The organism is Streptomyces sp. NPDC088762 (assembly GCF_044750905.1).
Classification (GTDB): domain Bacteria; phylum Actinomycetota; class Actinomycetes; order Streptomycetales; family Streptomycetaceae; genus Streptomyces.
In genome coordinates, this window is the sequence record NZ_JBIVKT010000002.1 from 302,605 (window position 1) to 327,386 (window position 24,782).

The window sequence follows — 24,782 nt, forward strand, 5'->3', positions numbered from 1 at the left end:
GGTCAGCCGGCGTCGCCCGGGCGGACCAGGCCCGCCTCATAGGCGAAGATCACCGCCTGGGCGCGGTCGCGCAGGTCGAGCTTGGACAGCACCCGGCCGATGTGCGTCTTGACCGTCTGCTCCGCCACCACGAGGTGACCGGCGATCTCCTGGTTCGAGAGCCCGCGCGCGATGAGTTCCAGTACCTCGGTCTCACGCGGCGTGAGGCCGTTCAGCCGCAGCGCCGGGTCCTTGCGCGGCGCCGGCCGCTGCTGGACGAAGTCCGCGATCAGCCGCCGGGTCACCGAGGGCGCCAGCAGCGCCTCGCCCGACGCGACCACCCGGACCGCCGCGATCAGATCGGCGGGCGGAGCGTCCTTCAGCAGGAATCCGGAGGCGCCCGCGCGCAGCGCCTCGTACACGTAGTCGTCGATGTCGAAGGTGGTCAGCATCAGCACCTTCGGCCGGTGCACCACCCCGGGAGGGGGATCGAGGAGCTCACGGGCGGCCGTGAGCCCGTCCATCTCCGGCATCCGTACGTCCATCAGCACGACGTCGGGGTGCGTGGAACGGGAGACCCGCACGCCCTCCCGTCCGTCGGGCGCCTCGCCCACCACGTCGATGTCGGCCTGTGCCGACAGCAGCGCGGCGAACCCCGCGCGCACCATGGCCTGGTCGTCGACGATGACCACGCGGATGGTCAACTGCCCTCCTCTGTACGGACGGTCTCGGTCTCGGTATCGGTCTTCAGGGGCAGCCGGGCGGCGACACGGAAGCCGCCGTCGGGCAGCGGACCGGTGTCCAGGGTCCCGCCGGTCAACCGTACGCGCTCCCGCATCCCCACCAGACCGTGGCCCGTGCCCGAGCTCTCCAGCTCCACCGCCGCGTCCGGCGCGGGGCCGCTGACCGCCAGCACCAGGAGCTCGTTCTCGTCGAAGGTCACCGAGACCCGGGTCCGCGCCCCGGGCGCGTGCCGCACCACATTGGCGAGGGCCTCCTGCACGATCCGGTACGCCGACAGGGACACCGCCGGCGGGGCCGCGCCGGCCGCGCCGGTGGCCAGGGACAACTCCACCGGCTGCCCCGCCCGTACGGTCGCCTCCACCAGCTGCTGGAGGCGGTCGATGCCCGGCTGCGGAGCCCGCTCGCCCCCGCCGCCGTCCGCGCCCTGCGCGCCGTCCCCGCGCAGTACCGTCAGCAGCCGCCGCATCTCGCCCAGCGACTCGCGCGCGCTCGCCGCGATCGCCGCGAACTCCTCCTGCACCGGCTCCGTCATGCCCGACAGCCGGTACGGCGCCGAATCGGCCTGCACGGTGATCACCGACATGTGGTGGGCCACCACGTCGTGCAACTCCCGGGCGATCCGCGCCCGTTCCTCCAGCAGCGTCCGCCGGGCCCGCTCGGCCTCGCTGATGCTCTCCTGCTCGGCGATCCGCTGCTGCGCGTCGCCCAGCCCGCGCAGCGCCCCCGTGAGCACCAGCATCACCCCGGCGAGCACGAACAGCAGGGCGGCGGTGTTCACGGAACCCGCCGGCGCGAAGAAGCCCAGCACCGCCCCGACCGCACCGGTCGCCAGCCACACCCCGACCAGGGTCCGGATCGGCTCGCGCAGCCCCAGGCACGCCATGAGCACCAGATAGCCCACGATCCCCATCGGCGTCCACGGCCAGGGGTGGGCGGCCACCCGGTCGGCATGGATCAGCAGCACCGCGCCGATCGTGTCCGAGAGCAGGACCAGCGCCCACGCGGCCATCGGCCGGGTCACGGCGAGCAGCAGCGGCACCGTCTGCGCCACGCCCAGCGCGCCCGACCAGCCGCCGCCCAGCCCGTAGTCGTTCGTCAGCACCGCGATGGTCACCGGCAGCAGGGCAACGACGAACACCCCGACGACCCCGAAGGGCAGCCACCGCTGCCAGGCCCTGGGCGCCTGCGCGAACAACGGCTGCGCGGCCCGGGCGGGTGTCCGCATCACCACCGCGAGCTGAGCGAGCACCCCCGGCACCCGGGGCCCGGGCGTGCCGGCCGGGGAACTGCGGGCGCCCGCGCGGGTCCGCGGGCGCGGTCGGGGGCGGGGGCGGCGGGCTTGGTCGCTCATGACCGGCCAGCCTATGCGCCCCGGGCGGCGATCCGCGGGACGGATAGGCTGCTCGCCGGACGATCACGGAGGAGCCGTACACATGGGCGGGGCAGCGGCGCTGGAGAAGCTCGTGCCGGTGCTGCTGGCCTTCGGCGGCGGGGTGCTCCTCGCACGCCGCAAGACCGTCCCGGCCGAGGCCTCCAAGGCCTTCTCGGACTACGCGTTCCTCTTCGCCGTGCCCTGCTACCTCTTCGGCAACATCTACGCCGGTGACCTCGCGGCCCTGTTCGACTGGCGGGCGATCGGCGGCTACGCCGCGGCGGCCGGCCTCGCGGTGGTAGCGGTCGCCGCGGCCGCGGTCGCCCGCGGCGTGCGCGAGCCCCGCGCCGTGGCCCTGCGCGTGATGGCGGGAGTCCAGGTGAACACGGCCTACTTCGCCGTCCCCGTCTTCATCACCGTGTTCGGCACGGCGGCCCCGATCTTCCCGATCCTCCTCTTCCAGGTGTGCGTCCTGTCCCTGGCCGTCATCGCGCTGATGGAACTCGGCCGGCCGGATCCCGCGGGAGGCGGCCCGGGGCGGCGGCCGGCCCGTGCGGTCGGCGCCTCGCTCGCCACCCCACTGGTCCTGGCCTGCAACGCGGGGATCGTGCTCAACCTGCTCTCGGTGCACGTTCCCTCGGTGATCCTGGAGGGAGCCGCCTTCGTCGGGGACAGCGCCTCCCCGGTGGCGCTGTTCGCACTCGGCCTCCACCTCGGCGGCGTCGGCCTGGACCTGCGGGGCACCACGCGCGAGGAGCTGGCCCTCATCGGCTTCAAGTGCCTGCTGTTCCCGCTGCTCACCTGGGCGGTGTGCGGGGCGGTGTTCGGGGTGCGGGGCGAGTGGCTCGCGTACCTCGTGCTGATCGCCGCGATGCCGACCCCGCAGAACCTGTTCATCTTCGCCCAACGCTACGACGTGGGCGTCGCCCTCTCCGCGTCTATAGTGATCAAGAGCTCGCTCGTATCCCTCCTGCTGCTGCCGCTCTGGTTGCAGACTGTCGCCTCATGAGCGAACCGAAGAATCCCTCGCACAAGCGGTCCGGCTCCACGCCCGTGCTCGCGACCCTGGGCCTGCTCGCCGCCTGGGCCGTTCACGACCTCGAGGAAGTGGCCACGATGGCACGCTGGTCCCGCACGCGGGTACCCGTCCTGCGCGAACGCCACCCCCGCGTGCCCGACCGGGTCTGGCAGCGGCTCGAGGGCGTGGACGGACGCGAGTTCGCCACCGCCGTCGGCCTCATGGGCCTCGTCGTCGCCGTGGCCTCCGCCGACGGGCTGCGCACCGGCGGGCGCTCCGCGTTCTACCAGAGCGCCCTCACCGGCTTCGGCCTGCACGGGCTCGTCCACCTCGGGCAGTCCGCCGCCACTCGCGGCTACACCCCCGGCGTGGTCACCTCGCCCCTCCTGGTCGTCCCCTTCACCGTCTGGGCCCGCGGCCGGCTGGCACGCGCGGGGGTCCTGCGGCCCACGCCCGCCCGCGACGCACTCCTCGGCCTGGCCCTCGCCGGGGCGGCCACCGCCGCCGCACATGCCGTGGCCCGCCGGATCCACGGGGGCGCGGCCGCGGGGTAGCGCCGGGTCCGGGGCAGGCTGGTCGCACCCCCGGCGGGGACCCGCTCGTTGACCCGGCATGGAACTGCCGACCATCGCGGCGCCGGGTGTCCGGGAACGGGCCGACGCCGTGGCCGATGCCGCCTGCCACCTCTACGACACGGTCGTGCCCTGGGGGACCGGGGCGCCGCGGGGGTGGAGCCGGGCCGCCGCCGAGGACGCCGCCGAGGCGATCGAGACCACCGCGCACGCCCTCGCCGCCATCGACCCGGGCATCGAGCCCGTCCTCGCGCCCGTCCACGCCGCCCTCGCCGACCTGCGCCGCAGGCTCGGGCTCGCGCCCGCCGACCCGCTGACCGCCGACGGGCTGCCGGCGGCACCGCGCACGGTCGGCAACCCGCGCCGGACCCGCTGGGTGCGGGTGCTCACCGCGCCTTCGCCCCGGCAACCGCCTTCTCGTACAACTTCCTGATGTCCCTGCCGAAGTACGAGCTGTAGGAGGTGTCGGCGGTGTCCCCGCCCGTCTTCCAGCCGCCGATGACCCCGACCACGTCACCGGTCCCGGTCCGCGCGTCGTAGCGGGCCAGGAACGGGCCGCCGCTGGTTCCGCCGGGGTAGCCAGTGCAGTCGATGCGCAGGAACGAGCCGGGGATCCCCGGGTCCTTGCTGGTGAATTTCGTGGTCCGGTTGACGCACAGGCGCGGGCGCGCGGCGGAGGCCGGATATCCGATCAGCGAGATGCTCGGATGGACGTACCCGGCCCCGGTGACCAGGCGGTTGCCGCCGACCACCTCCTGAACGGGGAGGCCGTCGGCGTTCGGTCCCACCTGCGCGAAGGCCACGTCGAGGGTGGCCGCGCGGTCGGCGCCCAGGGAGCGGTAGCGCGGGTCGATCCAGATCCTGGAGCGGCCGGCCGCGTCCCGCACGACCGGGAACATGCCGTAGGGCCGCGGATTGGCGCGCGTGTACCGCGGCACGAAGGCGATCTGCCGGGTGTCGGAGCCGAGCAGGCAGTGCGCAGCGCTGAGCACCAGGTTGTGGCGGGGTGAGGCGACCACGCTCGCGGTGCAGAAGTACGCCCCGCCGGCCTTGACGACGAACATCCGGCCGACGACGGGGATGCCGTTGAAGTCCTGGCCGACGCCGGGGCCGGCGGCCGGCAGCCGCGCGGGGAGGGGGGGGGGGGCCGGGGCGGGGGTCGGAGTCGGGCTCGGTGTGGGTGTCGGTACCGCTGCCGGAGGCGGCGCCGGGAGCGCATCCGTCGGCTCCGAGGGCAGGGACGCGGCGGGAGCCGACTCGGCAGGGGGCGAGGACGAGGGAGCGGAGCCGTCCGGCATCTCGTCCGGCTCGGCCGCCGGAGGCGCGTCCGGCTCGGGCGCCGGCGGAGCGGCTGGTTCCGGATCGGGGGGCAGCGGCACGGCGGCGGCCATGCGTTCGGCGGTCCAGAAGGACTGCGCCTCGCCCGCGGTCCAGTGCCTGCCCGACACCGGGGCGGTGACGCCCCCGGCCGCGGCGACGGACAGCGGCCCTCCCGGCACCAGCAGGGCGGCGGCCACCGCGGCCATGGTCAACGTACGTCGCACGGGAGCTCCTCGGGGGTGTCTGACGGATGAGGCCGGATGAGGGAGTGGTGTCTGGTGCCGTGCATCGCACGGCGGACGAGGGAGTCGGCGCGGAGCGTCGGTGGCCGCCGACAACGCGGCGAGCGCGCCTGCCGGACCCCGCCGGCCGGGCGGGACTTCGACGACACGGGCTAGAGGGCCTGGGGGAAGCGGAAGAGCCGGTCGGGGTCGTAGGTGCGCCGGACCGCCTCCAGCCGGGGGAGGTTCGGCCCGTAATAGGCCGCGCGCCAGCCGGTCAGCCGGGGGTCCGCGTAGTTCTGGTACGCCCGTCCGCCCGCCCAGGGCCGCAGGTCCTGCCAGAGGCCGTCGAGCCAGTCCTGGTGGCGGGCCGCTTCGGCGGCGGTCGCGGAAACGGGCCAGTAGGCGAGGTACTGGGCCAGCAGGGCGCTGTCGCGGTGTACGAAGGCGGTGGCGGCGGCCGGGACCCGGTTGACGGCGCCGCCGCAGACCCCGTCGAACTGGACCACCCCGAAGCCGCCGGGCGGCGCGGCCCGCCCGTACCGGGCGACGGCGGCCAGCACGGCCCGGACGGCCGGATCCGGCAGCCCGGCCCCCGGCCAGAAGTCGGAGCGGGCGGCGTACGAATCCCTGCCGAGCAGGCCCTGCGGGTCCCGGCCGGGCAGGGTTCCCGGCAGCCGGCACTGCGCCGGACTCCGCTCGGCGCAGCCCGACATGGCCCGTACGGTGTCCCCGTAGTCCCGTACGACGGTCCAGCCGTCCCGCGCCGGCCGGCCGACCAGGTCCGACAGCCGGTTCAACTGCCGTTCCAGCTCCGCGCGTCCGTCGAGGCACACCACCCGGACCGCCGGGGGCGCGGCGGGAGCGCCGGCTTCGACGGTGAACTCGACCTGGCTCCAGAACGGGTCCGGCAGCGCGGCCAGCCAGCGCTGCCAGCCGCCCAGCACGGCCGCCGAGTCCGCACCTGCCCAGTGGAGTTCGGCGAAGGCGCAGTCGCCCACCGGGTGGGTGCGGAAGCGGAATTCGGTGACCACCCCGAAGTTGCCGCCCCCGCCGCCCCGCAGGGCCCAGTACAGCTCCGGATCACGGTCGGGGCCCACCTCGCGGACGGCCCCGTCGGGGGTGACCACGCGGGCGCCGGTGAGCCGGTCGGAGGTGGTTCCGTACGCCCGCGAGGCCAGCCCGAGGCCGCCGCCGAGGGCGAGTCCGGCGATGCCGACGGAGGGGCACAGGCCGGTCGGGACGGCGAGCCCCCGCTCGGCGAGCGCGGAGTTCACGTCCCCGAGCCGGGCCCCCGCCCCGATCCGCACCCCGTCCCCTTCGACGGAAACCCCGGCCATGGCGCCGGCGTCGACGACCAGCCCGCCCGCGCGGGTGGACCACCCCGCGTAGCTGTGCCCGCCGCCCCGCGGCACCACGGGCACGGCGCAGCGGCGTGCGAAGTCCAGGCAGACGGCCACGTCACCGGCGTGCGCGGGATAGGCGACCGCCCCCGGCGCCACGGAGTCGTACCGGGGCTGGAACAGCTGCCGGGCCTCGTCATAGTCCCGGTCGCCGGGGAGCACCAGCCGCCCGTCGATCGCGCGGGCGAGCGCGCCGTAGTCCGGGACCCGGGCCGCCGCTGCCCCGGGGCAGGAGACGAGGGCCGCGGCCGCGGCTCCCAGGACCTGGCGGCGATGGAGGCTCATACTCCCTTCCTGCCACCGCCGGGACCGATCGCCGTGAAGGCGGGCCCACACACCGCGGCGTGCCCCCCGAACGGCGCACAGCCGGAACGATACGGCGGTCATATATCCGGATCGGTCAGGCGCCGCCGGTCGTACCCTTCATCCATGCCCCTCGTGGATCTCGGCGCGCACGCCGAAGAGTTCAACGCCGACCCGTACCCCTTCTACGCCGCGCTGCGCTCCGCCGGGCCCGTCCACCGGGTGGTGCTGGGCGGCGACCGGTCGTGGCTGGTCGTCGGCCACGAGGAGGCCCGCCAGGCGCTGAACCACCCTGCCCTGTCGAAGAACTGGCTCGGCGCGGAGCTGTTCGGGAACACCCCGGCGAGCGCCGCCTCCAGCAACATGCTGGAGGCGGACCCGCCCCACCACACCCGGCTGCGCCGCCTGGTGGCCCGCGCGTTCACGCCACGCCGCATCGAGGCCCTGCGGCCGCGGGTGCAGGAGGTCACCGACGAGCTGCTGGATGCGATGGCGGCGGCTCCGGACCGCCGGGCCGACCTGATCGCGGCCCTCGCCGCGCCGCTGCCGATGACCGTCATCTGCGAACTCCTGGGCGTACCCGACCTGGACCGGGAGCGTTTCCGCTCCTGGTCGGGCGAGATCGTGGCCCCGGTGGACCCGGCGGGCACGGACGGCCGTGTCCTGGAACACATGACGGCGTACCTCTTCGAGCTCGTGGGGGCCAAGGCCCGGACGCCCGGGGACGACCTGCTCAGCGCACTGATCCGGACCCGCGACGAGGACGGTGACCAGCTCTCCCCGGAGGAGCTGATCGGCATGGCCTTCCTGCTGCTGGTGGCGGGCCACGAGACCACGGTCAACCTGATCGGCAACGGGATACGGGCCCTGCTGGCCCACCCCGACCAGCTGGCGGCCCTGCGGGCGGATCCGGACGGCCTGATCGACGGCGCGGTGGAGGAAATGCTCCGCTACGACGGCCCGGTGCAGCACGCCACGTACCGGTTCGCCCGCGCCGACCTCGAGATCGGCGGCACCCGCATCGAGGCGGGCTCCTCGGTGGTGGTCGCCCTGGCCGCAGCCGACCGCGACCCGTCCCGCTTCGCGGAGCCGGACGTCTTCGACATCCGCCGCCCGGCCCAGGGTCACCTGGCCTTCGGCCACGGCATCCACTTCTGCCTCGGCGCCCCGCTGGCCCGCATGGAGGGCCGCATCGCGATCCGGACCCTGCTGGAACGTTTCCCCGATCTCGAGCCGGACCCGGAGGCCACCGCGCCCGACTGGCTGCCGGGCACCCTCATGCGCGGAGTGACCCGCCTCCCGCTCTGCTGGTAGCCGCCGGTCTCACGGGCCGCCGACACCGCCCTCCGGTGCCTTGCGCGCGAGAAGGAAGCCCTGCGGGCAGCGTTCGAGGGCGTCCGGTTCGCGGATCAGGCGGGCCACCTCCGTCAGGCCGGCGTCCGACAGGAGGGCGGCCATACGGTCCGGGGGCGTCCAGTACACGTCGAGCTCGACCGGGTGGCCGTACGCGTGCTCCAGGCGGACGCGCTCGTCGCCCGCCTTGAAGGCGATCAGCACGTGCCCGCCCGGCGCCAGGACGCGGGCGAACTCCGCGAAAACCGCCGGGAGTCCGGGGAGCGGGGTGTGCACCGTGGAGTACCAGGCCAAGACCCCGCCCAGTACCCCGTCCGCGATGTCGAGCGCGGCCATCGAACCCACCTCGAACCGCAGTCCCGGATAGGTCCGGCGGGCCACCGCCACCATCGCCGGGGAGAGGTCGACGCCGAAGGCCCGCACGCCCAGGCCTTCCAGATGGGCCGTCACCCGGCCGGGACCGCAGCCGAGATCCGCCACCGGGCGGCCCGCACTGCCGCCCTCCTCACCGCGCACGCACTCCGCGAAGGCGGCCAGCATGGCCCGCTCGAGCGGCTTGCGCTCCAACTCCCCGGTGAGCAGCCGCGCGTAGTCGACGGCGACGGTGTCGTAGGACGTCCGTACGGAAACGAGGTACGAGGTCTCTGTCATGCCCCTGAACACTAGGTCCTGCCTGATCCGTACGACACTCCCCGGCCCGGCCGGCGCCGGCTCTCACCCCCCGGCCGCCGGATTGGGCAGATACGCCCACTGGTCGCCGGGGATGCCCGGGCTCAGCCGCATCAGCGTGAGCGCCTTGGTGGGCAGCGGTTCCCCCAGCAGCGCCTCGGTGTCTGCGGTGGGCGGCAGTCCGTCGGCCTCGGACAGGGCTTCGGCGAAGGCGGCCGCCGAACCGGCCGTGGCGCCGAGCGTGCCCGTCAGCAGGGACCCGAACAGCTTGCGCCGCAGGACGGTCACGTCGTCGGTGACCAGCCGGCCCGACAGCGGCGGCACCGGCAGCCCGTGCCGGACCAGCCGCGCCGGGCTGATCCGGATGTCGGCGAGATCGCGGTAGACCAGCCGGACCGGGGTGCCGTCGGCGGCGAGGACGACGAGGAGGTTCTGGCCGTGGGCCTCCAGTCCCACCCCGAGCTCCAGCACCCGCAGGCACACCCCGAGTGCCAGCCGGGCGAACTCGGCCCGCCAGGCCGCCGAACGCGTCGGCGCGAAGGAGCCCAGCGCCGCCACCGGCAGCACCCGCTCGCCGGCGGCGGCGTCGGCGAAGACCTCCGGCGGCTCGCGCAGCACGGCCGCCAGGTCCGGGCTGTGCGCGGTCGCCGCGCCCAGCGTGCGCGTGACGTGCAGCCGGCCGTCGAGCCGCTCGGACAGGCTCTGGGCGAAGGCGGAGACGGCCGCCGCCGTCTCGATGGAGTACACGGAGATGTCCCGGACGGAGGAGGTCAGCCGGGTGCTCAGCGCGGTCTTGACGTGCGCCCCGCCGGCCGCGGGCGCGAGCGTGCGCAGGGCCATCAGCGGGTGCGCCGGGATCGAGCCGCGCACCTTTTCGTGCTTCAGCGCGTGCGCGGCCTGCCACGGATGCACCGGGACCAGGATCCGCCCCCCGTCCCGCAGCTCCGCCGGCCAGTCGCCGGTGACCAGGCACTCCTCGGCCCGTACGGCGACCAGCCCGAGCTCCACCACCGGCCGGTGCTCGGGGGCGTACGCCAATTCCTCCGCCACCGAGAATCCGGGCCGGGAACGGCAGTTCGGATGGTACGGATGCCCGTCGACCACCCGCTGCTCCCACTCCCGGGTGCTCCGCGCGGCGCCGTCCCGCTCCGCGGGCGGCTGCCCGGCCCGGGAGAGGGCCAGGGAGGCCGTGCTGCCGTCCAGCTCGGCGGCGAACCCCTCCCCGTGCGGCACCCCCAGCGCCGCCACCAGCCGCGCGGCCTGCCGGTGTGCCCGGCCGTCGAGCAGCAGCTCCTCCACGTACGGCTCGGTCGCGTACGGATCCGGCGGCGGCCCCTCCAGCCGGCCGCCCCCGGCCAGCCGCAGCACCAGGCCGCCCGGCCGCCGCTCCCGGCCCACCACCCACGGCAGCGGTTCGAAGGCGAGCGCACGCCACAGCCGGGTCAGCACGGCGGCGCGGGCACCGGGCAGCGCGGCCTCGTACGAGGACCGCAGTCCGGGGCGCACGCGGGCCAGCTCGGCGGCGACGGCCTCCTCGGCCGGGGAGGCGGGTGGATGCATGCTGGGGCTCCGCACGTCGGGTAGTCGCATTGCAGGATGGTCACGTCATCATCGCGGATACTGAAGATCACGGCCGGTGGACGCGTCCCGCGAGCCCCGGCTCCGGATGGACCGAATGGAACCAGTGGATCTCAACGCCGCCGCCGACGCGTACGCCGCCACCCCGCTCCTGAACTGCCTGCTCCGCGAGGCCGCCGAGCCCGTCGGGCCGGCCCGGTCCGACGGGGCCTTCGGCGGTTCCGGAGCGGCCGTCCACCGGCTGCGCGGCAGCGGACGGCTGATCCGGGTGTACGGCGGCCGCAGGCCCGTACGCCCCGAACTGCGCACGGCGGACGGCTGGCACCCGCTCGGCCACACGGAACTGGTCAAGCTGACCGCCGGCGAGCTGCTCCGGTACACCGGCGTCCCCAACGACGAACTCCCGGTCGAGATCGACGACAGCCGCAACGCCGTCGCCGCGCTGCTGACCGCCCGCGCCGCGGCCGAGCCGCCGGCCGACCCGTACCTGCTCTCCGAGCAGTCCCTGGTCATGGGTCACCCCCACCACCCGGCCCCCAAGGCGCGGGGCGGCGCCCCGGTCGGCAGCTGGCTGCCATACGCACCGGAGGCCCACGCCCGCTTCCCGCTCGTCTTCCTGGGGCTGCGAGAGGACCAGGTGGCCGAGGAGGGCGGCCCGGCCGCCGCCGGCGCCGTCGACTCGCTCGTGGACGCCCTGGACGGGCCGCGCCCGCCCGCCGGTTACCGGCTGCTGCCCGCCCACCCCTGGCAGCTCGACCTCGTCGGCTCCCGGCCGGCGGTGCGCGAGGCCTTCGCCGACGGGCGGCTGCTGCGGCTCGGGGAGAGCCGCCTGCCGGCCTGGCCCACCGCCTCGATCCGGACGCTGTACGTGCCGCGGTCCGGCGCGGACCTGTTCGTGAAGTTCAGCCTCGACGTCCGGATCACCAACGACGTGCGCCGGCTGTGGCGGCACGACCTGCTGGGGCTGCGGCGCACCGACGCGGCGGTGGAGGCGGCCTTCGGCGCACTGCGCCGGCCGGGCGCGGACACGGTGGATGCCGCCTGGCTCGCCGACCGCGGCTACCGCACGGCCGGTTTCGCCTTCGAGGAGCTCGCCGTCCTGGTCCGTGACGGCCTGCACGCCCACGCCGCGCCCGGGTCCACCCCCTTGCTGGCCGCCGCACTCGCCGAGGGCTACGCCGGGAGCCCGCTGGCGGACACGGCCGATCCGGCCGCCTGGTGGCGGGCCTACCTGCGCCGGGTGGTGCCGCCGGTGCTGGAGCTGTTCGCCCGGCACGGGATCGTCCTGGAGGCCCACCTCCAGAACACCCTGGTCGCCGTCGACGCGGCGGGCCTGCCGGTGCAGGCTCTGTTCCGGGACGCGGAGGGGGTCAAGCTGCTGCCCGCCGTGGACCGCGCGGCGGCCTGGCAGCGGCTGGTCTACTGCCTGGTGGTCAACCACCTGGCGGAGATCGGGGGCGCGTTGGCCGAGCGGCATCCGGACATCTCGCCGCTCGTGTGGCCGGCCGTACGGGAGGAGTTCCTGCGCTACGACGCCACACGCAGGCTCCCCGAAATCGCGGAGCTCCTCACCGCTCCGGCCCTGCCGGCCAAGACCAACCTGCTGCTGCGGTGGACGCGGGCGGACGGCGCGGACGCCCGCTACCTGCCGTTGCCGAACCCGCTGCGAGGGTAGGGAAACCGGCCAAGGTGGTCGCCGGACATCGAACTCTTCTCCCCAAAGGTATAGACCAATGCTACGTTGGGCGGACAGCCCGCGCAGTCCTTGACCACCCGTCAGAGGAGAAGCCATGCCCTCCCCTTCGCGGGGCGGCGGCCAGGCCGCCATGCCCAAGTACCAGCGGATCGCCGCAGCGCTGCGGCACGAACTCGAGCGCGCGGCGCACCCGCCCGGCGGCACCCTGCCCTCGGAACGCAGCCTGGCCGCCCGCTACCAGGTCAACCGGCAGACCATCAGGGCCGCGCTCCAGCAGCTGCGCGAGGACGGACTGATCGTCACGGGCCGCCGCGGCACCCGCCCGGTCGCGGGTGCCGCGGGTGTCTCCGGTGCCTCTGCTGTCCCCGGCGTCTCGGGCGTCTCCGGCGTCTCCGGTACGGAAGGGGAGGTCGCGCTCACCGCACCGGCCCCCGGGCTCCTCGCCCTGCCGGGGCACGGCCCCGCCCCCGCCCCCGCCCAGAGCTGGCTCACCCGCGTCACCGTCCCGCCCTCGCTCGCCGCGCTGCTCGGCATGCGGGGCGGCGACCGCACCCTGGTCCACCACCGTCGCGAGCGCGGCCCGGCGGGGGAGACCCTCACGCACGCCGTCACGTACCTCAGCCCGGGCGCCGTCGCGCGGTGTCCCGAATTGGCCCGCTACCGGGACCGGCCGGAGGAGGTCCGCGACGAGGATCTGGGGCCCCTGCACCGCTGGTTCGACCGGGCCGCAGGGGAGGGGCGGGTGACCGAGACCCTCACGATGACCCGGACCACCCATCCGCCGGCCGCCGCTTCCCGGGCCTGCGGGCTGACCGTGCGCCGCACCCTGCACGACGGCTCCGGGCGGCTGCTGGCGATCACGGACCTGGCCTTCCCCACGTGGGACCGGCTGACCTTCCACCGCGACCCGGAGCGCTCGTATTCCGTGAAGGGCTCGGAGCCGCGGCATCCATGAGCCGGTGCAGCCCGTGCAGCCGTGCAGCCGTGCGGACGGTGCGGTCGCGCCGGAAGGGGAAGGCGGGGCCTGAAGGGGATCAGTCCACGGCGAGATCCGCGACCGGCGCGGCGCCCGGGACCGAGGAGCTCCGGACCGACGTGCTCCGGACCGGCGGCGCGCCGGTGGCCTGCGGAGCGCCGGCGGCCGGCGCGGTCGCGGCGGGCGCGCTCGGGGCGGGCGCGCTCGGGGCCGCGGGGGCTCCGGTGAGGAGGGCCAGGAGGCCGGCCACCTGGACGCCCCCCTCGGCCGGATGGCGGAAGACGGCGCCCGGGGAGATCTCGTACCGGTTGCGCCGGCCGTCGCGGACGCGCCGCAGGTACCCGTCCGCCTCCAGGTCGGTGACGATCGTCTGCACGGTGCGCTCGGTCAGCCCACAGACCATGGCCACATCCCTGAGCCTCACGGCCGGGTCCCGGGCGATGGTCACCAGGACACGGGCGTGATTGGTCAGGAATGTCCAGTTCTGTCGCTGTGGCATGCTCCCCATGCGGTCATGATGCGATACGCGATTCACGTGATGCAAGACGTGAAAAGCTTTTCCGGTAATTCTTGACGTACGAGCAGAAGAGGGCCACCATCTACGGCAGTCAAGGTCCCGCGCCGCAAGCCGACCAGCCCAAGGAGCGAACCCCATGCCGGTCCCTGCCCCGTCCTCCCATACCGCCGCCACCCACACCCCGGTGCCCAGTCCTCGCCGCGCCTCCGAAGCCGCCCGCATAGCGGGCCTGCCGCGGATCGACGAGCCCCGGGAGGTGGCCCCCGCAGACGCGAGGGAGCTGTCGAAGGTCTTCTTCCTGCGACTGCGCGAGCTGACCGAGGGCACCCCGGAGTACCAGTACGTCCGCAACACCCTCATTGAGATGAATGCCTCACTCGTCCAGTACGCCGTGCGTCGCTTCCGCAATCGCGACGGCGGAGACATCGAGGACATCGTCCAGGTCGGCACCATCGGCCTCATCAAGGCCATCGACCGCTTCGACCCGACCCGCGAGAACGAGTTCTCCACGCTCGCCATGCCGTACATCACGGGCGAGATCAAGCGGCACTTCCGCGACACGACCTGGGCCGTCCGTGTCCCGCGCCGGCTCCAGGAGCTGCGCATCGACATCGCGAAGGCCAAGGAAGTGCTGACCGTCACACTCGACCGCGCGCCCACCGTCGCCGACCTCGCCGACCACCTCGACCTCTCGGAGGAGGAGGTCATAGAGGGTCTCGTCGCCGCGAACGGCCACACCAGCGGCTCCCTGGACGCCCCGCCCGCCGCGTACGCCGAGTACGGGGGCGGCTCTTCCGAGACGCACAGCCTCGCCGATGTCCTGGGCGAGGAGGAGCCGGCCATGGAGCTGGTCGAGGACATCCAGACCCTGGCGCCGCTGCTGGAGCAGCTCACCGACCGCGAGCGCCGCATGCTCCAGATGCGCTTCGGCGAGGAGCTGACGCAGGCCCAGATCGGCGCCGCGCTCGGCATCTCGCAGATGCAGGTCTCCCGGCTGCTCACCCGGCTCCTCGGCCACCTGCGCGCCTCGATGCTCGCCGACGACTCCGGGCCCGACGCCCGGGCCGACGCGTGAACTAGATCACCTTTGCGTTTGCTCGGGTGAAGACCGGGCAGGGAGGCCGCTGGAGCGGAACCATGCCCTCCGGTCGAACGGCCGGGGGCGCGGCGCACGCGGGCGGATCCCGTCCCGCTCCACGGCCCGCCGGCCCGGTACTCCGGAGTACGGCGCGTGCCGTACCCGGTACGACCCACGAGGTGTATGTGTCCACGCTCCAGGCCGAGCACGTCTACAAGGTCTTCGGCAGACGCCCGGACGACACGGCGGCCGCCGTCCGCGCACTCCGGGCCGGCGCCGACCGCGACGAGCTGCGCGCGGACGGAACGACGGCCGCGGTGATCGACGCCTCCTTCCGCGTCGAGCCCGGCCAGATCTTCGTCATCATGGGCCTGTCGGGATCCGGCAAGTCCACGCTGCTGCGCATGCTCAACGGGCTGCTGGAGCCCACCGCCGGGCGCATCCTCTTCGACGGCGAGAACCTCACCACGCTCGGCCCGCGCGAACTGCGCCGCGTACGGTCCACCAAAATCAGCATGGTCTTCCAGCACTTCGCGCTCTTCCCGCACCGCGACGTCCTGCAGAACGCCGCCTACGGACTCGAGGTCCAGGGCGTCCCCCGGGCCGAGCGCGAACGCCGGGCCGCCGAGGCCCTGGCGCTGTGCGGGCTCGGCGGCTGGGAGAGGTCCTGGCCCGACGAACTCTCCGGCGGCATGCAGCAGCGCGTCGGCCTGGCCCGCGCCCTGGCCACCGACGCCGACCTGCTGCTGATGGACGAGTCCTTCAGCGCACTCGACCCGCTGATCCGCCGCGACATGCAGGACCAGCTGCTCGAACTCCAGCGGCGGCTGAAGAAGACCATCGTCTTCATCACGCACGACCTCAACGAGGCCATGCGCCTGGGCGACGGCATCGCCGTCATGCGCGACGGCCGCATCGTCCAGCAGGGCACCGCCGAGGACATCCTCACCCGCCCCGCCGACGACTACGTGGCCTCCTTCATCCAGGACGTGGACCGTTCGCGCGTGCTCACGGCCGACGCCGTGATGGACGAGCCTCCCCTCGACGCGGACGCCTGCGACTGCCCCACCGTCCACGCCGACACCCCGCTCGCCGACGTGTGCGCGGTCAGCGCCCGCGTACCGCACCCGGTCGCCGTCACCGACGCGGACGGCGCCGTCATCGGCTCCGTACCGCAGGACCGCCTCGTCGCCTTCCTCGGGGACGAACAGCGGCCCCCCATGGCCTGCGCGGAGGTGGCTGCCTGATGCCCCGCCTGCACCTCGGCGCCTGGGTCGACAGCGGTGTCGACTTCCTCCAGCGCCACCTGTCCTGGCTGTTCGACGCCATCAGCGCGCTCGTCACCGGCCTCTACGACGGCATCGACGCGGTCCTGTCCGCCCCCGCCCCGCTGCTGTTCGCGGGCATCCTCGCCGTCGCCGCCTGGTGGCTGCGCGGTCTCCTCGCGGGCCTGCTCGCCTTCGCCGGTCTCGCGCTCGTCGACGCCGTCGACCTGTGGTCCGACGCCATGTCCACGCTGTCCCTCGTCCTGGTCGCCACCCTCGTCACCCTCGTGTTCGCGGTACCGCTGGGCATCTGGGCCTCGCGCTCCGAGCGGGTCAGTGCCGTCCTGCGGCCGGTCCTGGACTTCATGCAGACCATGCCCGCCATGGTCTACCTCATCCCCGGCATCATCTTCTTCGGGGTGGGCGTGGTTCCGGGCATCATCGCGACCATCATCTTCTCGCTGCCGCCGGGCGTACGGATGACCGAGCTCGGCATCCGCCAGGTCGACGCGGAACTGGTCGAGGCCGCGAACGCCTTCGGCACCACCCCGCGCGACACCCTCGTCCGCGTCCAGCTGCCGCTGGCCCTGCCCACCATCATGGCGGGCGTCAACCAGGTCATCATGCTCGGCCTGTCCATGGTCGTCATCGCCGGCATGGTGGGCGGCGGCGGCCTCGGCGGGGCCGTCTACCGGGCCATCGGCAACGTCGACATCGGCCTCGGCTTCGAGGCGGGCATCTCCATCGTCATCCTGGCCATGTACCTCGACCGGATGACCGGTGCGCTGGGCCGCCAGGTCTCCCCGCTGGGCCGGCGCGCCCTCGGCACGGCACGTTCCGCCGTGACCGGCGCGGCCAAGCTGTGGAGCCACCGCCCCCAGCCCGCCCACGCCGTCACCGGGGCCGTCGTACTGGCCCTCGTCGCGGGCGCCCTGCACACCTTCGGCGGCTCCGGCGCCGCGCAGGGGCCGGCGGACGCCGCGAACACCGGCAAGGGGCGCACCGTCTCCCTCGGCTACATCCCGTGGGACGAGGGCATCGCCTCCACCTTCCTCTGGAAGGAGCTCCTGGAGCGGCGCGGCTTCAAGGTCGACGCCCGCCAGCTGGAGGCCGGAGCTCTCTACACCGGCCTGGCCGGCGGCCAGATCGACTTCCAGACCGACGCCTGGCTGCCCGTCACGCACGCCCAGTACTGGGAGAAGTACGGTGACCAGCTCGAGGACCTCGGCTCCTGGTACGGCTCCACCTCGCTGGAGCTGTCCGTGCCCTCGTACGTGAAGGACGTGCGCTCGCTCGCCGACCTCAAGGGGAAGGCCGGGCAGTTCAAGGGCCGGATCATCGGCATCGAACCGAGCGCCGGAGCCATGTCGATCCTGAAGGACAAGGTGCTCGCCGAGTACGGCCTGCAGGACGAGTACCAGGTCGTCGACGGTTCCACCCCCGGCATGCTCGCCGAACTCAAGCGGGCCTACGACAAGAAGGAGCCGGTGGTCACCGTCCTGTGGTCGCCGCACTGGGCGTACTCCTCGTACGAGCTGACCAAGCTGGAGGACCCGAAGGGCGTCTGGGGCAAGGGCGACGGGATCCACACCCTGGCCCGCAAGGGCTTCGCGGCCGACGAGCCCGAGGTGGCCGCCTGGCTGCGCTCCTTCAAGCTCACCGAGGAGCAGCTCACCAGCCTTGAGGCGAGGATCCAGGACACCGGCAAGGGCAAGGAGCAGCAGGCCGTCCGCGCCTGGCTCAAGGACCACCCGGAGGTTGGCGGACTCTCCTGACCCCGGACGCTGCGGCTGTGGCGAAGGCGCCGGTGCGCGCGGGACTCGTACGGTCCTGCGCGCACCGGCGCCTTCACACGTCCGGGCGGTGCCTCAGGGCACCAGCACGCGGTCCGCTGCCCGCGCCGCACCGGCCGGCGGCGGGCCGTCCTGCGGCGCGGCGGGCCGGGACCTGGACGGCCACCAGAGGGACCGGCCCAGAAGCGCTGCGCAGGCGGGCACCAGGACGATCGACAGGACGAAGGCCGAGAGCAGGATCCCGAGCGCCGTCGCGAAACCGATCTGCTGGGTCGCCGGCGACGGGTTGACGGCCAGGCTCCCGAACGAGGCGGCCAGCACCAGCCCGGCTGTCGCCACGGCCGGCGCGGTGTGCCGCAGGGCGCGGGCCACCGCCGCGCGGGCCGGACCGGGCCGCTCCATCTCCTCCCGGATCCGGTCGCTCACCAGGATGTTGTAGTCGGTGCCCAGCGCGACGACGAACAGGAACAGCACCAGCGGCAGCGTGAACCCCACGCCCGGCTGGTCGAGCGCGCGCTGGAACACGAGCGTCGAGGCGCCCAGCGTCGCGGCGAACCCCAGCCCCACCGCGAGCATCAGGATCAGCGGGGCGAGCAGGCTCCGCAGCAGCAGGAACAGGATCAGCGCGATCAGCGCCGCCGCGACGGGGAACACCAGCCGCAGGTCCTTGTCCACGGCGGCGGCGACGTCCGCGAACACCGCCGCGTTACCGCCTACATGGGCCTCGGTGCCGTCGGGCCGGTGCGCGGCGACCGTCTGCCGGACCGGCCCGGAGGCCAGCTCGCGGGCCTTCGGGCCGCGCGGATCGGCGTGGGGGAACAGGTCGATCCGGGCTGCCAGCCGGTCCTCGCTCAGTACGGTCGGGGCGACCCGGCCCACGCCGTCCACCCGGGCCAGCGTCCCGGACAGGCCGCCGACCCGGTCGGCCGTCAGCGGCACGCCGTCCGACGCGGTGACGTAGACGCTGATCGGGTCCGACACGCCTGCCGGCAGCGCACGGGAGATCTCGGCCGCGGTGGCCGCGGCGGCCGTGCGCTCGCCACCCGCGCCGGATCCGTAGTCCATCCGCATCCCGGCCACTCCCGCGGCCAAGGCGCCGAGCAGTGCCACACAGGCGACGACCGCCATCAGCGGCCGCCGCACCACCCGGTCGCCCAGCCGGGCCGCGGCGCCCGGCCGGGGCTCGCGCCGCAGGGCGCGCGAGGGCCAGAACATCGTGCGCCCGGTGACGGCGAGCAGCGCCGGCATGAAGGTGAGGCTGCCGATCAGCATCACCAGCACGGAGACCGCGACGGCCGGGCCGAGCACCCGGAACTGCCCGAAGGAGGCCACCCCGAGCGTCGCGAACGCGGCGACGATGGTCAGCGCCGCCGAGGTCACCGCCGTACCCACGCGCCCGCCCACCTCGGCCGCCGCGGCCCGCCCCGACTGCCCGGGCCGCAGGCGCAGCTGCTCGCGGAAGCGGAACAGCAGGAAGAGGAAGTAGTCGATGCCGATGCCCACCAGCACGACGTTGATCAGCTGGGGGGTGGACGGATCGAGGGTGATGCCGGTCAGCATGGCGATGCCGACCACCGTGCCCGTCGCGGCGCCGCCGATGACGGACACCACCAGCAGCGGCAGCAGCGCGGCGAGCACGCTGCGAAAGACCAGCACATGCAGCAGCACGATCACCGCGAGCATCACGACGCCGATGACCGTGGACCGGGTCTTCTCGGCATCGACGCCGTCCACGCTGTCGGCGAGCCCGCCCGTGAACCCGGTCCGCAGTCCGGCCGCGGCGAACTCGGCCCGGGCGTGCTCGCGGAAGGCCCGGTAGGTGTCCTGGAGCCCCGGATCCTGCGGATTGCCGGTCAGCTCCACGGTCAGCAGCCGGAAAGCGCGGTCGGGGGCCGTCATCGCCGGGCTGACCCGGGGGACCTGGGAGTGGTCCCGGGCGAACGGCGTCTCCTCCTCGGGCCGGGGCATGACGACCCGGTGGCGGCCCAGCTTCGCGGCCTCCTCGTCGATGCGCCGCTCGTCCGCGTCGCCCAGCTGCGCGCCGTCCGACCTGGCCACCAGGACGGTCAGCGTGTTGGCGTCCGGCTTGACCCCGAACCGCTCCTCGGCGACCTTCAGGGCCGCGGCCGAGTCGTAGGTGGAGGGCAGGAAATCGCCGGTACTGCTCTGCGTGGCGCGGTAGAGCAGCGCCTGGCCCAGGAACGTCAGGGCGATGCCCAGGACGGCCCAGACGGCGATCACCTTCCACGGATTTCTCGTCGAGAATCCGGTCAGGGCGCGGATCACGTGACTCCTCCGGTCTGTTGACACGACACCGGGGGTTCCCGGCGGATCTCCAGACCATCAGCCCCCGGCCCGGGAATCGTCGGGGCGGGGGAGGAACCCGCTCGTGGGAGCAGGGTCCGGACCACGGCCCGGACCAGGACCCTGGTCCCGGTCCGGGACGGGCCTCCGGGGCGGTGGCACCGGAGGGCCCGGCTGTCAGACTGGATCACCAGCAACCGGCGCGCACCGCCCCCGCACCGGCGGGCGGGCGGCCGGTGGGGGAGGACCGGGCACGGATGGACGACAGCGTGGGGAAAGGCGCCGACAGGCTGCGCTGGACGCGCAACGACGCACTGGTGGCCATCGGAGCCGCCGCCGTCGACCTGCTGGGCTTCTCGGTCGGCACCCGGTCCGAGGGGATGCCGCTCACCCTTTCGGCCGCCTGCGCCCTCGTGGTGGCGGCCCTGTGCCTGCTCGCCCGGCGCAGCCACCCGGCCGCCGTGCTCGCTGCGGTGCTGGCCCTGGGGGTGGTGCCGAACCTGGCCCTCCAGGACGTCACACCGCACTTCCCGCTCGGCCTCGCCATCGCGCTCTACTCGGTGGTCAGGTTCTGCCGTCCCGCCGTGGTCGTGGGCGCCTTCCTCGTCACCGTCCCGATGCCCTCGGTGGGCCAGGGCGGCATGCTGCTGCCCTCCGGCTGGTCCGTCGCCGCCAACGCGGCGGGCGCGGTCCTCGTCATCGGCGCGGCCCTGATCGTGAACCGCCGGCAACGGGAGGTCGCCGCCCATCACGCGCTGCAGGCCGAGCGCGCGGTCGCCGAGGAACGCCGCCGGATCGCCCGGGAACTGCACGACATCGTCGCCCACCACATCACCGCCATGCAGCTGATGGCCGGCGGTGCGCGGGCCAACCTGGCGCACGACACCGGGGCCGCGCGCGAGGCTCTGGTCACCCTGGAGCAGTCGGGGCGCATCGCCCTGCGCGAGATGCGCCAGCTCCTCGACGTCCTTCGGGCCGGCGAGGAAGCCGAGGAAACCCCTCCGGCGCCGCAGCCGGGCACGGGCGACCTGGAGCGGATCGTCGCGGAGTCGAGGCTGGCGGGTACGGAGACGGAGTTCACCGTCGACGGGCCGGTCCGCACGCTGCCGCCCAGCGTGGGCCTCACCCTCTTCCGGATCGTGCAGGAGGCGCTGACCAACACCCGCAAGCACGCGGGACGGGCACGGGCCCACGTACGGCTGACGTATCGCCAGGACGAGGTCGCCGTGGAGGTGTGCGACGACGGGGCCGGAGCCCCGCCGCCGGTTTCGCGGCCCGCCGCGCGCACCGGGTACGGTCTGATCGGAATGCACGAACGCGTAGCGCTCCAGGGCGGCACCCTGGAGGCGGCCGCACGCGACGGCGGCGGATTCCGGGTGGCGGCCCGCCTCCCGGCCCCGGGAACGCGGGGCGGCGAGGGAGGGGAACGACACCGATGATCCGCGTGCTCATAGCCGACGACCAGCCGCTCGTCCGCCGGGGACTCGCCCTGATCCTGGGCCCGGATCCGGAGTTCCGGGTCGTGGGCGAGGCCGAGGACGGCGCCCGGGCCGTGGCCCTCGCCCACGAGCTGCGGCCCGACGTGGTCGTCATGGACATCCGGATGCCCGTCCTCGACGGGGTGCAGGCCACCGCGGAGCTGGCGCGGACCCTCCCCGACACCCGCGTCCTGGCGCTCAGCACCTTCGACATGGACGAGTACGTGGTCGCCGCCCTGCGCGCCGGCGCCTACGGCTTCCTGCCGAAGGACATCTCCCCGGAGGAACTGGGCGCCGCGGTCCGCATCGTCCACGGCGGCGAGGCCGCCGTCGCGCCCCGGCTCCTCACCCGGCTGCTGTCCGCCTACGTACGGACCCCCGCCCCCGCCCGCGGCCGCCCGGCCGCCTCCGCGGTCCCGCCCGAACTCACCCCCCGCGAGCGGGAGATCTGGCAGCTGCTGGCCACCGGCCTCGACAACGCCGAGATCGCCGCGGACCTGGACATCAGCGTCTCGACGGTCAAGAACCACATCACCGGCATCTTCGGCAAGCTGGGGGTCCGCGACCGCGCCCAGGCGGTCATCGCGGCGTACGAATCGGGGCTGGTGGAGGCCGGCGGCAGCCGCGGTTGATCACCAAGTGCCCCCAGAGGACCGGAATCCCCCTGTCGACCACACGCCTGACCAGCAAAAACACTGGAGGATTCGCCCGTGCGGCCAAGGGCCCGTCCATGGCACAGTGCCATCAGCCCAACCGCACGACCAGGGAGCCTCCATGCGCGATCCGCACCCCACGCCCCTCGCGGCCGCACCCGGGCGCCTGCCGGAACCCGGCCCGCTGCCCCGCTGCCCGGTGTGCGACGGCGCGCCCGAACGGATCTCCTGGCGCCAGCGGCCGGGCCGGCCGGTGGCACTGCTCTTCGACCCGTGCGGCCACCGGTGGTCCACCCCGGTTCCGCCCGTCCTGGCCGTCACCCCGGTGGTCGGCGGCCGGCGCGTCAGCGGGTGAGGAAGGCGGCGATCCGCTCGGCGAACGTCTCCTCGCCGAGGATCTCGATCCCGGCGGCCTCGGCCTTGGCGACCTTGCCGCCCGCCTTCTCGCCCGCCACCAGGAGCGTGGTGCGCCCCGATATGCCGCTCGCCGACTTCCCGCCCGCGCGCTCGATCAGCTCGCGCACCTTGTCGCGCGTGTCGTACGCCGCCAGCGCGCCCGCCATGCGGCCCGTGACCACCACCGTCTGACCGGCCAGCGGCCCCTCCCCGGCCCCGGCCCCCTCTCCGTTGCCGTCCCCGGCACCGGCGGTCGCGGCCGACGGCTCGGTCAGGTTGACCCCGGCCGCCGCAAGCTTGTCGATGACCGGCCCCAGCTCCGCCACCTGGGCGACGATCCCGGCCGCCTTGGTGGCGCCGACCAGTTCCACCGCGGTCATCGCGGCCGCGTCGGCCGCCCGGATGGCCTCCATGGTCCCGAAGTGCCGCGCGATCCGCCGGGACATGCCCCGCCCCGTCCCGAGGACGCCGAGCGCGCAGAACACCCGGGACAGCGGCAGGCCCTTCGCCGCCTCGATCCGCTCCACCAGCTTCGCCGCCCGCTTTCCGCTCCCGGCGGCCTCGGCGAGCCGCGCGTGGTCCAGCGTGAACAGGTCCGCCACGTCCCGGACCTGCCCGGCCTCCACGAGCGCCCGTACGTACCGCTCACCCAGGCCGTCGATGTCGAGCTGGTCCCGCCCGGCGGCGTACAGGATCGCCGCGATCCGCCCGCAGTCGGCCGGCTGGGCGCAGCGCCACCGCTCCTGGGAGCGGTCTATCTCCCCCGCACACCCCGGGCACACGGCCGGCGGCTCGATCGGACGCTCCGCGCCGGTGCGCAGCTCCACCACCGGGGCCTCGACGCGCGGGATCACGTCCCCCGCCTTGTAGACGGTCACGGTGTCGCCGATCCGCAGGCCCCGGCGCTCGATGTCGGCCGGGTTGTGGAGCGTGGCGTGCCGCACCACCGAGCCGTCGATCTCCACCGGTTCGAGGACCGCGGTGGGCGCGAGCACCCCCGTCCGCCCCACCGACCAGGTCACCTCCAGCAGCCGTGTGCGCCGCTCCACGGCCGGCAGTTTGTACGCGGTCGCCCAGTGCGGGTGGCGTGAGCCGGTGCCGGCCGCGGCCTGTTCCGCCAGGGAGTCCACCTTGACGACCACCCCGTCGATCCCGAAGGGCAGGCGGGCGCGGAGCGCGGCGATGCGGTCGACCTGCTCCTGCACCTCGGCGATGGTGTCGACCACCGTCAGCCCGGCGGGGGTGTCGGCCGCGGTGCGGATGCCCGCCGCGGCGACTCGGGCCATGACCTCCGCGTGGCCGGCGCCCGCGAGCCCGGCGGCGCCGTCGAGCTCGACCGCGCCGAACGCCCAGAAGCTCATCTCCACCGTGTACGGACGCCCCTTGGCCCGCAGCGTGCCGGCCGCGCCGTTGCGGGGGTTGGAGAACGGGCCGGCCCCGTGCTCGGCCCGTATCGCGTTCGCCCGCACGAACTGCTCCGCCGTCAGCAGCACTTCGCCGCGCACCTCGAAGGAGGCATCGGTGGCCAGCTCCGTGGGGAGACCGACGATCGTCCCGATCGCGTGCGACACGTCCTCGCCGTCCGTCCCGTTGCCCCGGGTGACCAGCTGCACCAGCCGGCCCCGGCGGTAGCGTGCCGCCAGCGAGGCCCCGTCGAGCTTGGGCTCGACCGCGTACCCGCCCGCCACCGGCGCCCCGAGCCGCCGGACCAGCGAGGCCTCCCAGTCGAGCAGGTCCTGGGGGCCGAACACGTTGCCCAGCGAGAGCATCGCCGCCGTGTGCGGGACGTCCCCGGCCGGGACGGCGCCGCCGGCCACCTTCCCCGTCGGCGAGGCGGGGTCGGTGTGCTCCGGGTACCGCTCCTCGTACGCCTTTATCAGGCCGAGGAGGAGGTCGAACGAGGCGTCGTCCAGAGCGGATTCGCCGGAGCCGTAGTAGGCGGCCGACGCCCTGAGGGCGGCGCCGATCGCATCGGCGTACTCGTCACGGGTGGCCAGGGCGGAAGCGGTGGTCGTCGTCATGCCAAGATCCTCGCGCAGGGGTCTGACAATGACTCGTCTGCGCAGGTCAGACGGCTTTTTGCCAGTGCCCCGG

The 24,782-nt window shown here is 74.4% G+C and carries 21 protein-coding genes; 12 read left to right on the plus strand and 9 right to left on the minus strand.

Annotation, left to right across the window (positions count from 1 at the left end):
* Window positions 1–2: 2 nt before the first annotated feature.
* Both ACIP5M_RS06080 and ACIP5M_RS06085 read right to left on the minus strand, forming a co-directional pair.
* Window positions 3–683 (minus strand): response regulator, encoded by a 681-nt coding sequence (locus ACIP5M_RS06080; RefSeq protein WP_401192495.1) that lies wholly within the window; start codon window positions 681–683, stop codon window positions 3–5.
* Window positions 680–2,074, minus strand: coding sequence for a sensor histidine kinase (locus ACIP5M_RS06085; RefSeq protein WP_401192498.1), 1,395 nt, complete (start codon window positions 2,072–2,074; stop codon window positions 680–682). The genes ACIP5M_RS06080 and ACIP5M_RS06085 overlap by 4 nt, the downstream gene beginning before the upstream one ends.
* An 82-nt stretch (window positions 2,075–2,156) precedes the next feature.
* Here ACIP5M_RS06085 and ACIP5M_RS06090 point away from each other — a divergent pair, with 82 nt between their 5' ends.
* The 3 genes from ACIP5M_RS06090 to ACIP5M_RS06100 are packed head-to-tail and all read left to right on the plus strand — an operon-like array spanning window position 2,157 to window position 4,118.
* Window positions 2,157–3,104: an AEC family transporter gene (locus tag ACIP5M_RS06090; RefSeq protein ID WP_401192500.1), complete on the plus strand. Its 948-nt coding sequence runs from the start codon at window positions 2,157–2,159 to the stop codon at window positions 3,102–3,104.
* Complete coding sequence (locus ACIP5M_RS06095) at window positions 3,101–3,667, plus strand: HXXEE domain-containing protein (protein WP_401192503.1); 567 nt, start codon at window positions 3,101–3,103, stop codon at window positions 3,665–3,667. The genes ACIP5M_RS06090 and ACIP5M_RS06095 overlap by 4 nt, the downstream gene beginning before the upstream one ends.
* Before the next feature lie 58 nt (window positions 3,668–3,725).
* A complete protein-coding gene (locus ACIP5M_RS06100; protein WP_401192506.1) occupies window positions 3,726–4,118 on the plus strand; it encodes a hypothetical protein in 393 nt (130 codons plus the stop codon).
* On the opposite strand, the gene ACIP5M_RS06105 is transcribed toward ACIP5M_RS06100, so the two are convergent.
* Both ACIP5M_RS06105 and ACIP5M_RS06110 read right to left on the minus strand, forming a co-directional pair.
* Window positions 4,072–5,229 carry a hypothetical protein gene (locus ACIP5M_RS06105; RefSeq protein ID WP_401192508.1) on the minus strand — a complete coding sequence of 386 codons (1,158 nt, stop codon included), beginning with the start codon at window positions 5,227–5,229 and terminating at the stop codon, window positions 4,072–4,074. The genes ACIP5M_RS06100 and ACIP5M_RS06105 overlap by 47 nt on opposite strands.
* A gap of 170 nt (window positions 5,230–5,399) precedes the next feature.
* A complete protein-coding gene (locus ACIP5M_RS06110; RefSeq protein WP_401192511.1) occupies window positions 5,400–6,914 on the minus strand; it encodes an FAD-binding oxidoreductase in 1,515 nt (504 codons plus the stop codon).
* Window positions 6,915–7,058: 144 nt separating this feature from the next.
* Here ACIP5M_RS06110 and ACIP5M_RS06115 point away from each other — a divergent pair, with 144 nt between their 5' ends.
* On the plus strand, window positions 7,059–8,246 hold the full coding sequence (locus ACIP5M_RS06115; protein ID WP_401192513.1) for a cytochrome P450: 1,188 nt from the start codon (window positions 7,059–7,061) through the stop codon (window positions 8,244–8,246).
* Window positions 8,247–8,255: 9 nt separating this feature from the next.
* Here the strand turns inward: ACIP5M_RS06115 and ACIP5M_RS06120 are convergent, their stop codons facing one another.
* Both ACIP5M_RS06120 and ACIP5M_RS06125 read right to left on the minus strand, forming a co-directional pair.
* The gene (locus ACIP5M_RS06120) at window positions 8,256–8,936 is read right to left on the minus strand and encodes a class I SAM-dependent DNA methyltransferase (protein ID WP_401192515.1); all 681 of its coding nucleotides are present in this window, start codon (window positions 8,934–8,936) and stop codon (window positions 8,256–8,258) included.
* A 63-nt stretch (window positions 8,937–8,999) separates the two neighbouring features.
* Complete coding sequence (locus ACIP5M_RS06125) at window positions 9,000–10,514, minus strand: IucA/IucC family protein (protein WP_401192517.1); 1,515 nt, start codon at window positions 10,512–10,514, stop codon at window positions 9,000–9,002.
* 106 nt (window positions 10,515–10,620) lie between these two features.
* On the opposite strand from ACIP5M_RS06125, the gene ACIP5M_RS06130 reads away from it, so the two are divergent.
* A complete protein-coding gene (locus ACIP5M_RS06130; protein WP_401193528.1) occupies window positions 10,621–12,207 on the plus strand; it encodes an IucA/IucC family protein in 1,587 nt (528 codons plus the stop codon).
* Between the two features lie 115 nt (window positions 12,208–12,322).
* Complete coding sequence (locus tag ACIP5M_RS06135) at window positions 12,323–13,183, plus strand: GntR family transcriptional regulator (protein ID WP_401192520.1); 861 nt, start codon at window positions 12,323–12,325, stop codon at window positions 13,181–13,183.
* A gap of 79 nt (window positions 13,184–13,262) precedes the next feature.
* Here ACIP5M_RS06135 and ACIP5M_RS06140 read toward each other — a convergent pair whose 3' ends face one another.
* The gene (locus ACIP5M_RS06140) at window positions 13,263–13,712 is read right to left on the minus strand and encodes a MarR family transcriptional regulator (protein WP_401192523.1); all 450 of its coding nucleotides are present in this window, start codon (window positions 13,710–13,712) and stop codon (window positions 13,263–13,265) included.
* 145 nt (window positions 13,713–13,857) lie between these two features.
* Between ACIP5M_RS06140 and ACIP5M_RS06145 the strand changes: the two genes are divergently transcribed.
* The 3 genes from ACIP5M_RS06145 to ACIP5M_RS06155 all read left to right on the plus strand — a co-directional run bounded on the left by ACIP5M_RS06145 (window position 13,858) and on the right by ACIP5M_RS06155 (window position 17,839).
* Entirely contained in the window at window positions 13,858–14,796 is a 939-nt protein-coding gene (locus tag ACIP5M_RS06145) for a SigB/SigF/SigG family RNA polymerase sigma factor (RefSeq protein ID WP_401192526.1), read from the plus strand.
* 188 nt (window positions 14,797–14,984) lie between these two features.
* Window positions 14,985–16,046: a glycine betaine/L-proline ABC transporter ATP-binding protein gene (locus ACIP5M_RS06150; protein ID WP_401193531.1), complete on the plus strand. Its 1,062-nt coding sequence runs from the start codon at window positions 14,985–14,987 to the stop codon at window positions 16,044–16,046.
* Window positions 16,046–17,839 (plus strand): ABC transporter permease/substrate binding protein, encoded by a 1,794-nt coding sequence (locus ACIP5M_RS06155; RefSeq protein WP_401192529.1) that lies wholly within the window; start codon window positions 16,046–16,048, stop codon window positions 17,837–17,839. The genes ACIP5M_RS06150 and ACIP5M_RS06155 overlap by 1 nt, the downstream gene beginning before the upstream one ends.
* A 93-nt stretch (window positions 17,840–17,932) precedes the next feature.
* Here ACIP5M_RS06155 and ACIP5M_RS06160 read toward each other — a convergent pair whose 3' ends face one another.
* On the minus strand, window positions 17,933–20,143 hold the full coding sequence (locus ACIP5M_RS06160) for an MMPL family transporter (protein WP_401192532.1): 2,211 nt from the start codon (window positions 20,141–20,143) through the stop codon (window positions 17,933–17,935).
* A gap of 275 nt (window positions 20,144–20,418) precedes the next feature.
* Here ACIP5M_RS06160 and ACIP5M_RS06165 point away from each other — a divergent pair, with 275 nt between their 5' ends.
* From ACIP5M_RS06165 to ACIP5M_RS06175, 3 genes are all read left to right on the plus strand, one after another.
* Window positions 20,419–21,600: a sensor histidine kinase gene (locus tag ACIP5M_RS06165; RefSeq protein ID WP_401192535.1), complete on the plus strand. Its 1,182-nt coding sequence runs from the start codon at window positions 20,419–20,421 to the stop codon at window positions 21,598–21,600.
* Window positions 21,597–22,271 (plus strand): response regulator, encoded by a 675-nt coding sequence (locus ACIP5M_RS06170; RefSeq protein ID WP_401192538.1) that lies wholly within the window; start codon window positions 21,597–21,599, stop codon window positions 22,269–22,271. Before ACIP5M_RS06165 ends, ACIP5M_RS06170 begins: the two co-directional genes overlap by 4 nt.
* Before the next feature lie 142 nt (window positions 22,272–22,413).
* Window positions 22,414–22,647 carry a hypothetical protein gene (locus ACIP5M_RS06175; RefSeq protein WP_401192541.1) on the plus strand — a complete coding sequence of 78 codons (234 nt, stop codon included), beginning with the start codon at window positions 22,414–22,416 and terminating at the stop codon, window positions 22,645–22,647.
* On the opposite strand, the gene ligA is transcribed toward ACIP5M_RS06175, so the two are convergent.
* Window positions 22,637–24,709, minus strand: coding sequence for an NAD-dependent DNA ligase LigA (gene ligA, locus ACIP5M_RS06180; RefSeq protein WP_401192544.1), 2,073 nt, complete (start codon window positions 24,707–24,709; stop codon window positions 22,637–22,639). The genes ACIP5M_RS06175 and ligA overlap by 11 nt on opposite strands.
* Window positions 24,710–24,782 lie beyond the last annotated feature (73 nt).

What these genes read in the sequence shown, in the direction of transcription:
- ACIP5M_RS06155 (WP_401192529.1), top strand. Translation starts at nt 16,046, where the DNA reads ATGCCCCGCCTGCACCTCGGCGCCTGGGTCGACAGCGGTGTCGACTTC.
- ACIP5M_RS06085 (WP_401192498.1), bottom strand. Translation starts at nt 2,074, where the DNA reads ATGAGCGACCAAGCCCGCCGCCCCCGCCCCCGACCGCGCCCGCGGACC.
- ACIP5M_RS06120 (WP_401192515.1), bottom strand. Translation starts at nt 8,936, where the DNA reads ATGACAGAGACCTCGTACCTCGTTTCCGTACGGACGTCCTACGACACC.
- ACIP5M_RS06095 (WP_401192503.1), top strand. Translation starts at nt 3,101, where the DNA reads ATGAGCGAACCGAAGAATCCCTCGCACAAGCGGTCCGGCTCCACGCCC.
- ACIP5M_RS06125 (WP_401192517.1), bottom strand. Translation starts at nt 10,514, where the DNA reads ATGCATCCACCCGCCTCCCCGGCCGAGGAGGCCGTCGCCGCCGAGCTG.
- ACIP5M_RS06170 (WP_401192538.1), top strand. Translation starts at nt 21,597, where the DNA reads ATGATCCGCGTGCTCATAGCCGACGACCAGCCGCTCGTCCGCCGGGGA.
- ligA (WP_401192544.1), bottom strand. Translation starts at nt 24,709, where the DNA reads ATGACGACGACCACCGCTTCCGCCCTGGCCACCCGTGACGAGTACGCC.
- ACIP5M_RS06140 (WP_401192523.1), bottom strand. Translation starts at nt 13,712, where the DNA reads ATGGGGAGCATGCCACAGCGACAGAACTGGACATTCCTGACCAATCAC.
- ACIP5M_RS06135 (WP_401192520.1), top strand. Translation starts at nt 12,323, where the DNA reads ATGCCCTCCCCTTCGCGGGGCGGCGGCCAGGCCGCCATGCCCAAGTAC.
- ACIP5M_RS06175 (WP_401192541.1), top strand. Translation starts at nt 22,414, where the DNA reads ATGCGCGATCCGCACCCCACGCCCCTCGCGGCCGCACCCGGGCGCCTG.
- ACIP5M_RS06130 (WP_401193528.1), top strand. Translation starts at nt 10,621, where the DNA reads ATGGACCGAATGGAACCAGTGGATCTCAACGCCGCCGCCGACGCGTAC.
- ACIP5M_RS06145 (WP_401192526.1), top strand. Translation starts at nt 13,858, where the DNA reads ATGCCGGTCCCTGCCCCGTCCTCCCATACCGCCGCCACCCACACCCCG.
- ACIP5M_RS06115 (WP_401192513.1), top strand. Translation starts at nt 7,059, where the DNA reads ATGCCCCTCGTGGATCTCGGCGCGCACGCCGAAGAGTTCAACGCCGAC.
- ACIP5M_RS06090 (WP_401192500.1), top strand. Translation starts at nt 2,157, where the DNA reads ATGGGCGGGGCAGCGGCGCTGGAGAAGCTCGTGCCGGTGCTGCTGGCC.
- ACIP5M_RS06110 (WP_401192511.1), bottom strand. Translation starts at nt 6,914, where the DNA reads ATGAGCCTCCATCGCCGCCAGGTCCTGGGAGCCGCGGCCGCGGCCCTC.
- ACIP5M_RS06100 (WP_401192506.1), top strand. Translation starts at nt 3,726, where the DNA reads ATGGAACTGCCGACCATCGCGGCGCCGGGTGTCCGGGAACGGGCCGAC.
- ACIP5M_RS06165 (WP_401192535.1), top strand. Translation starts at nt 20,419, where the DNA reads ATGGACGACAGCGTGGGGAAAGGCGCCGACAGGCTGCGCTGGACGCGC.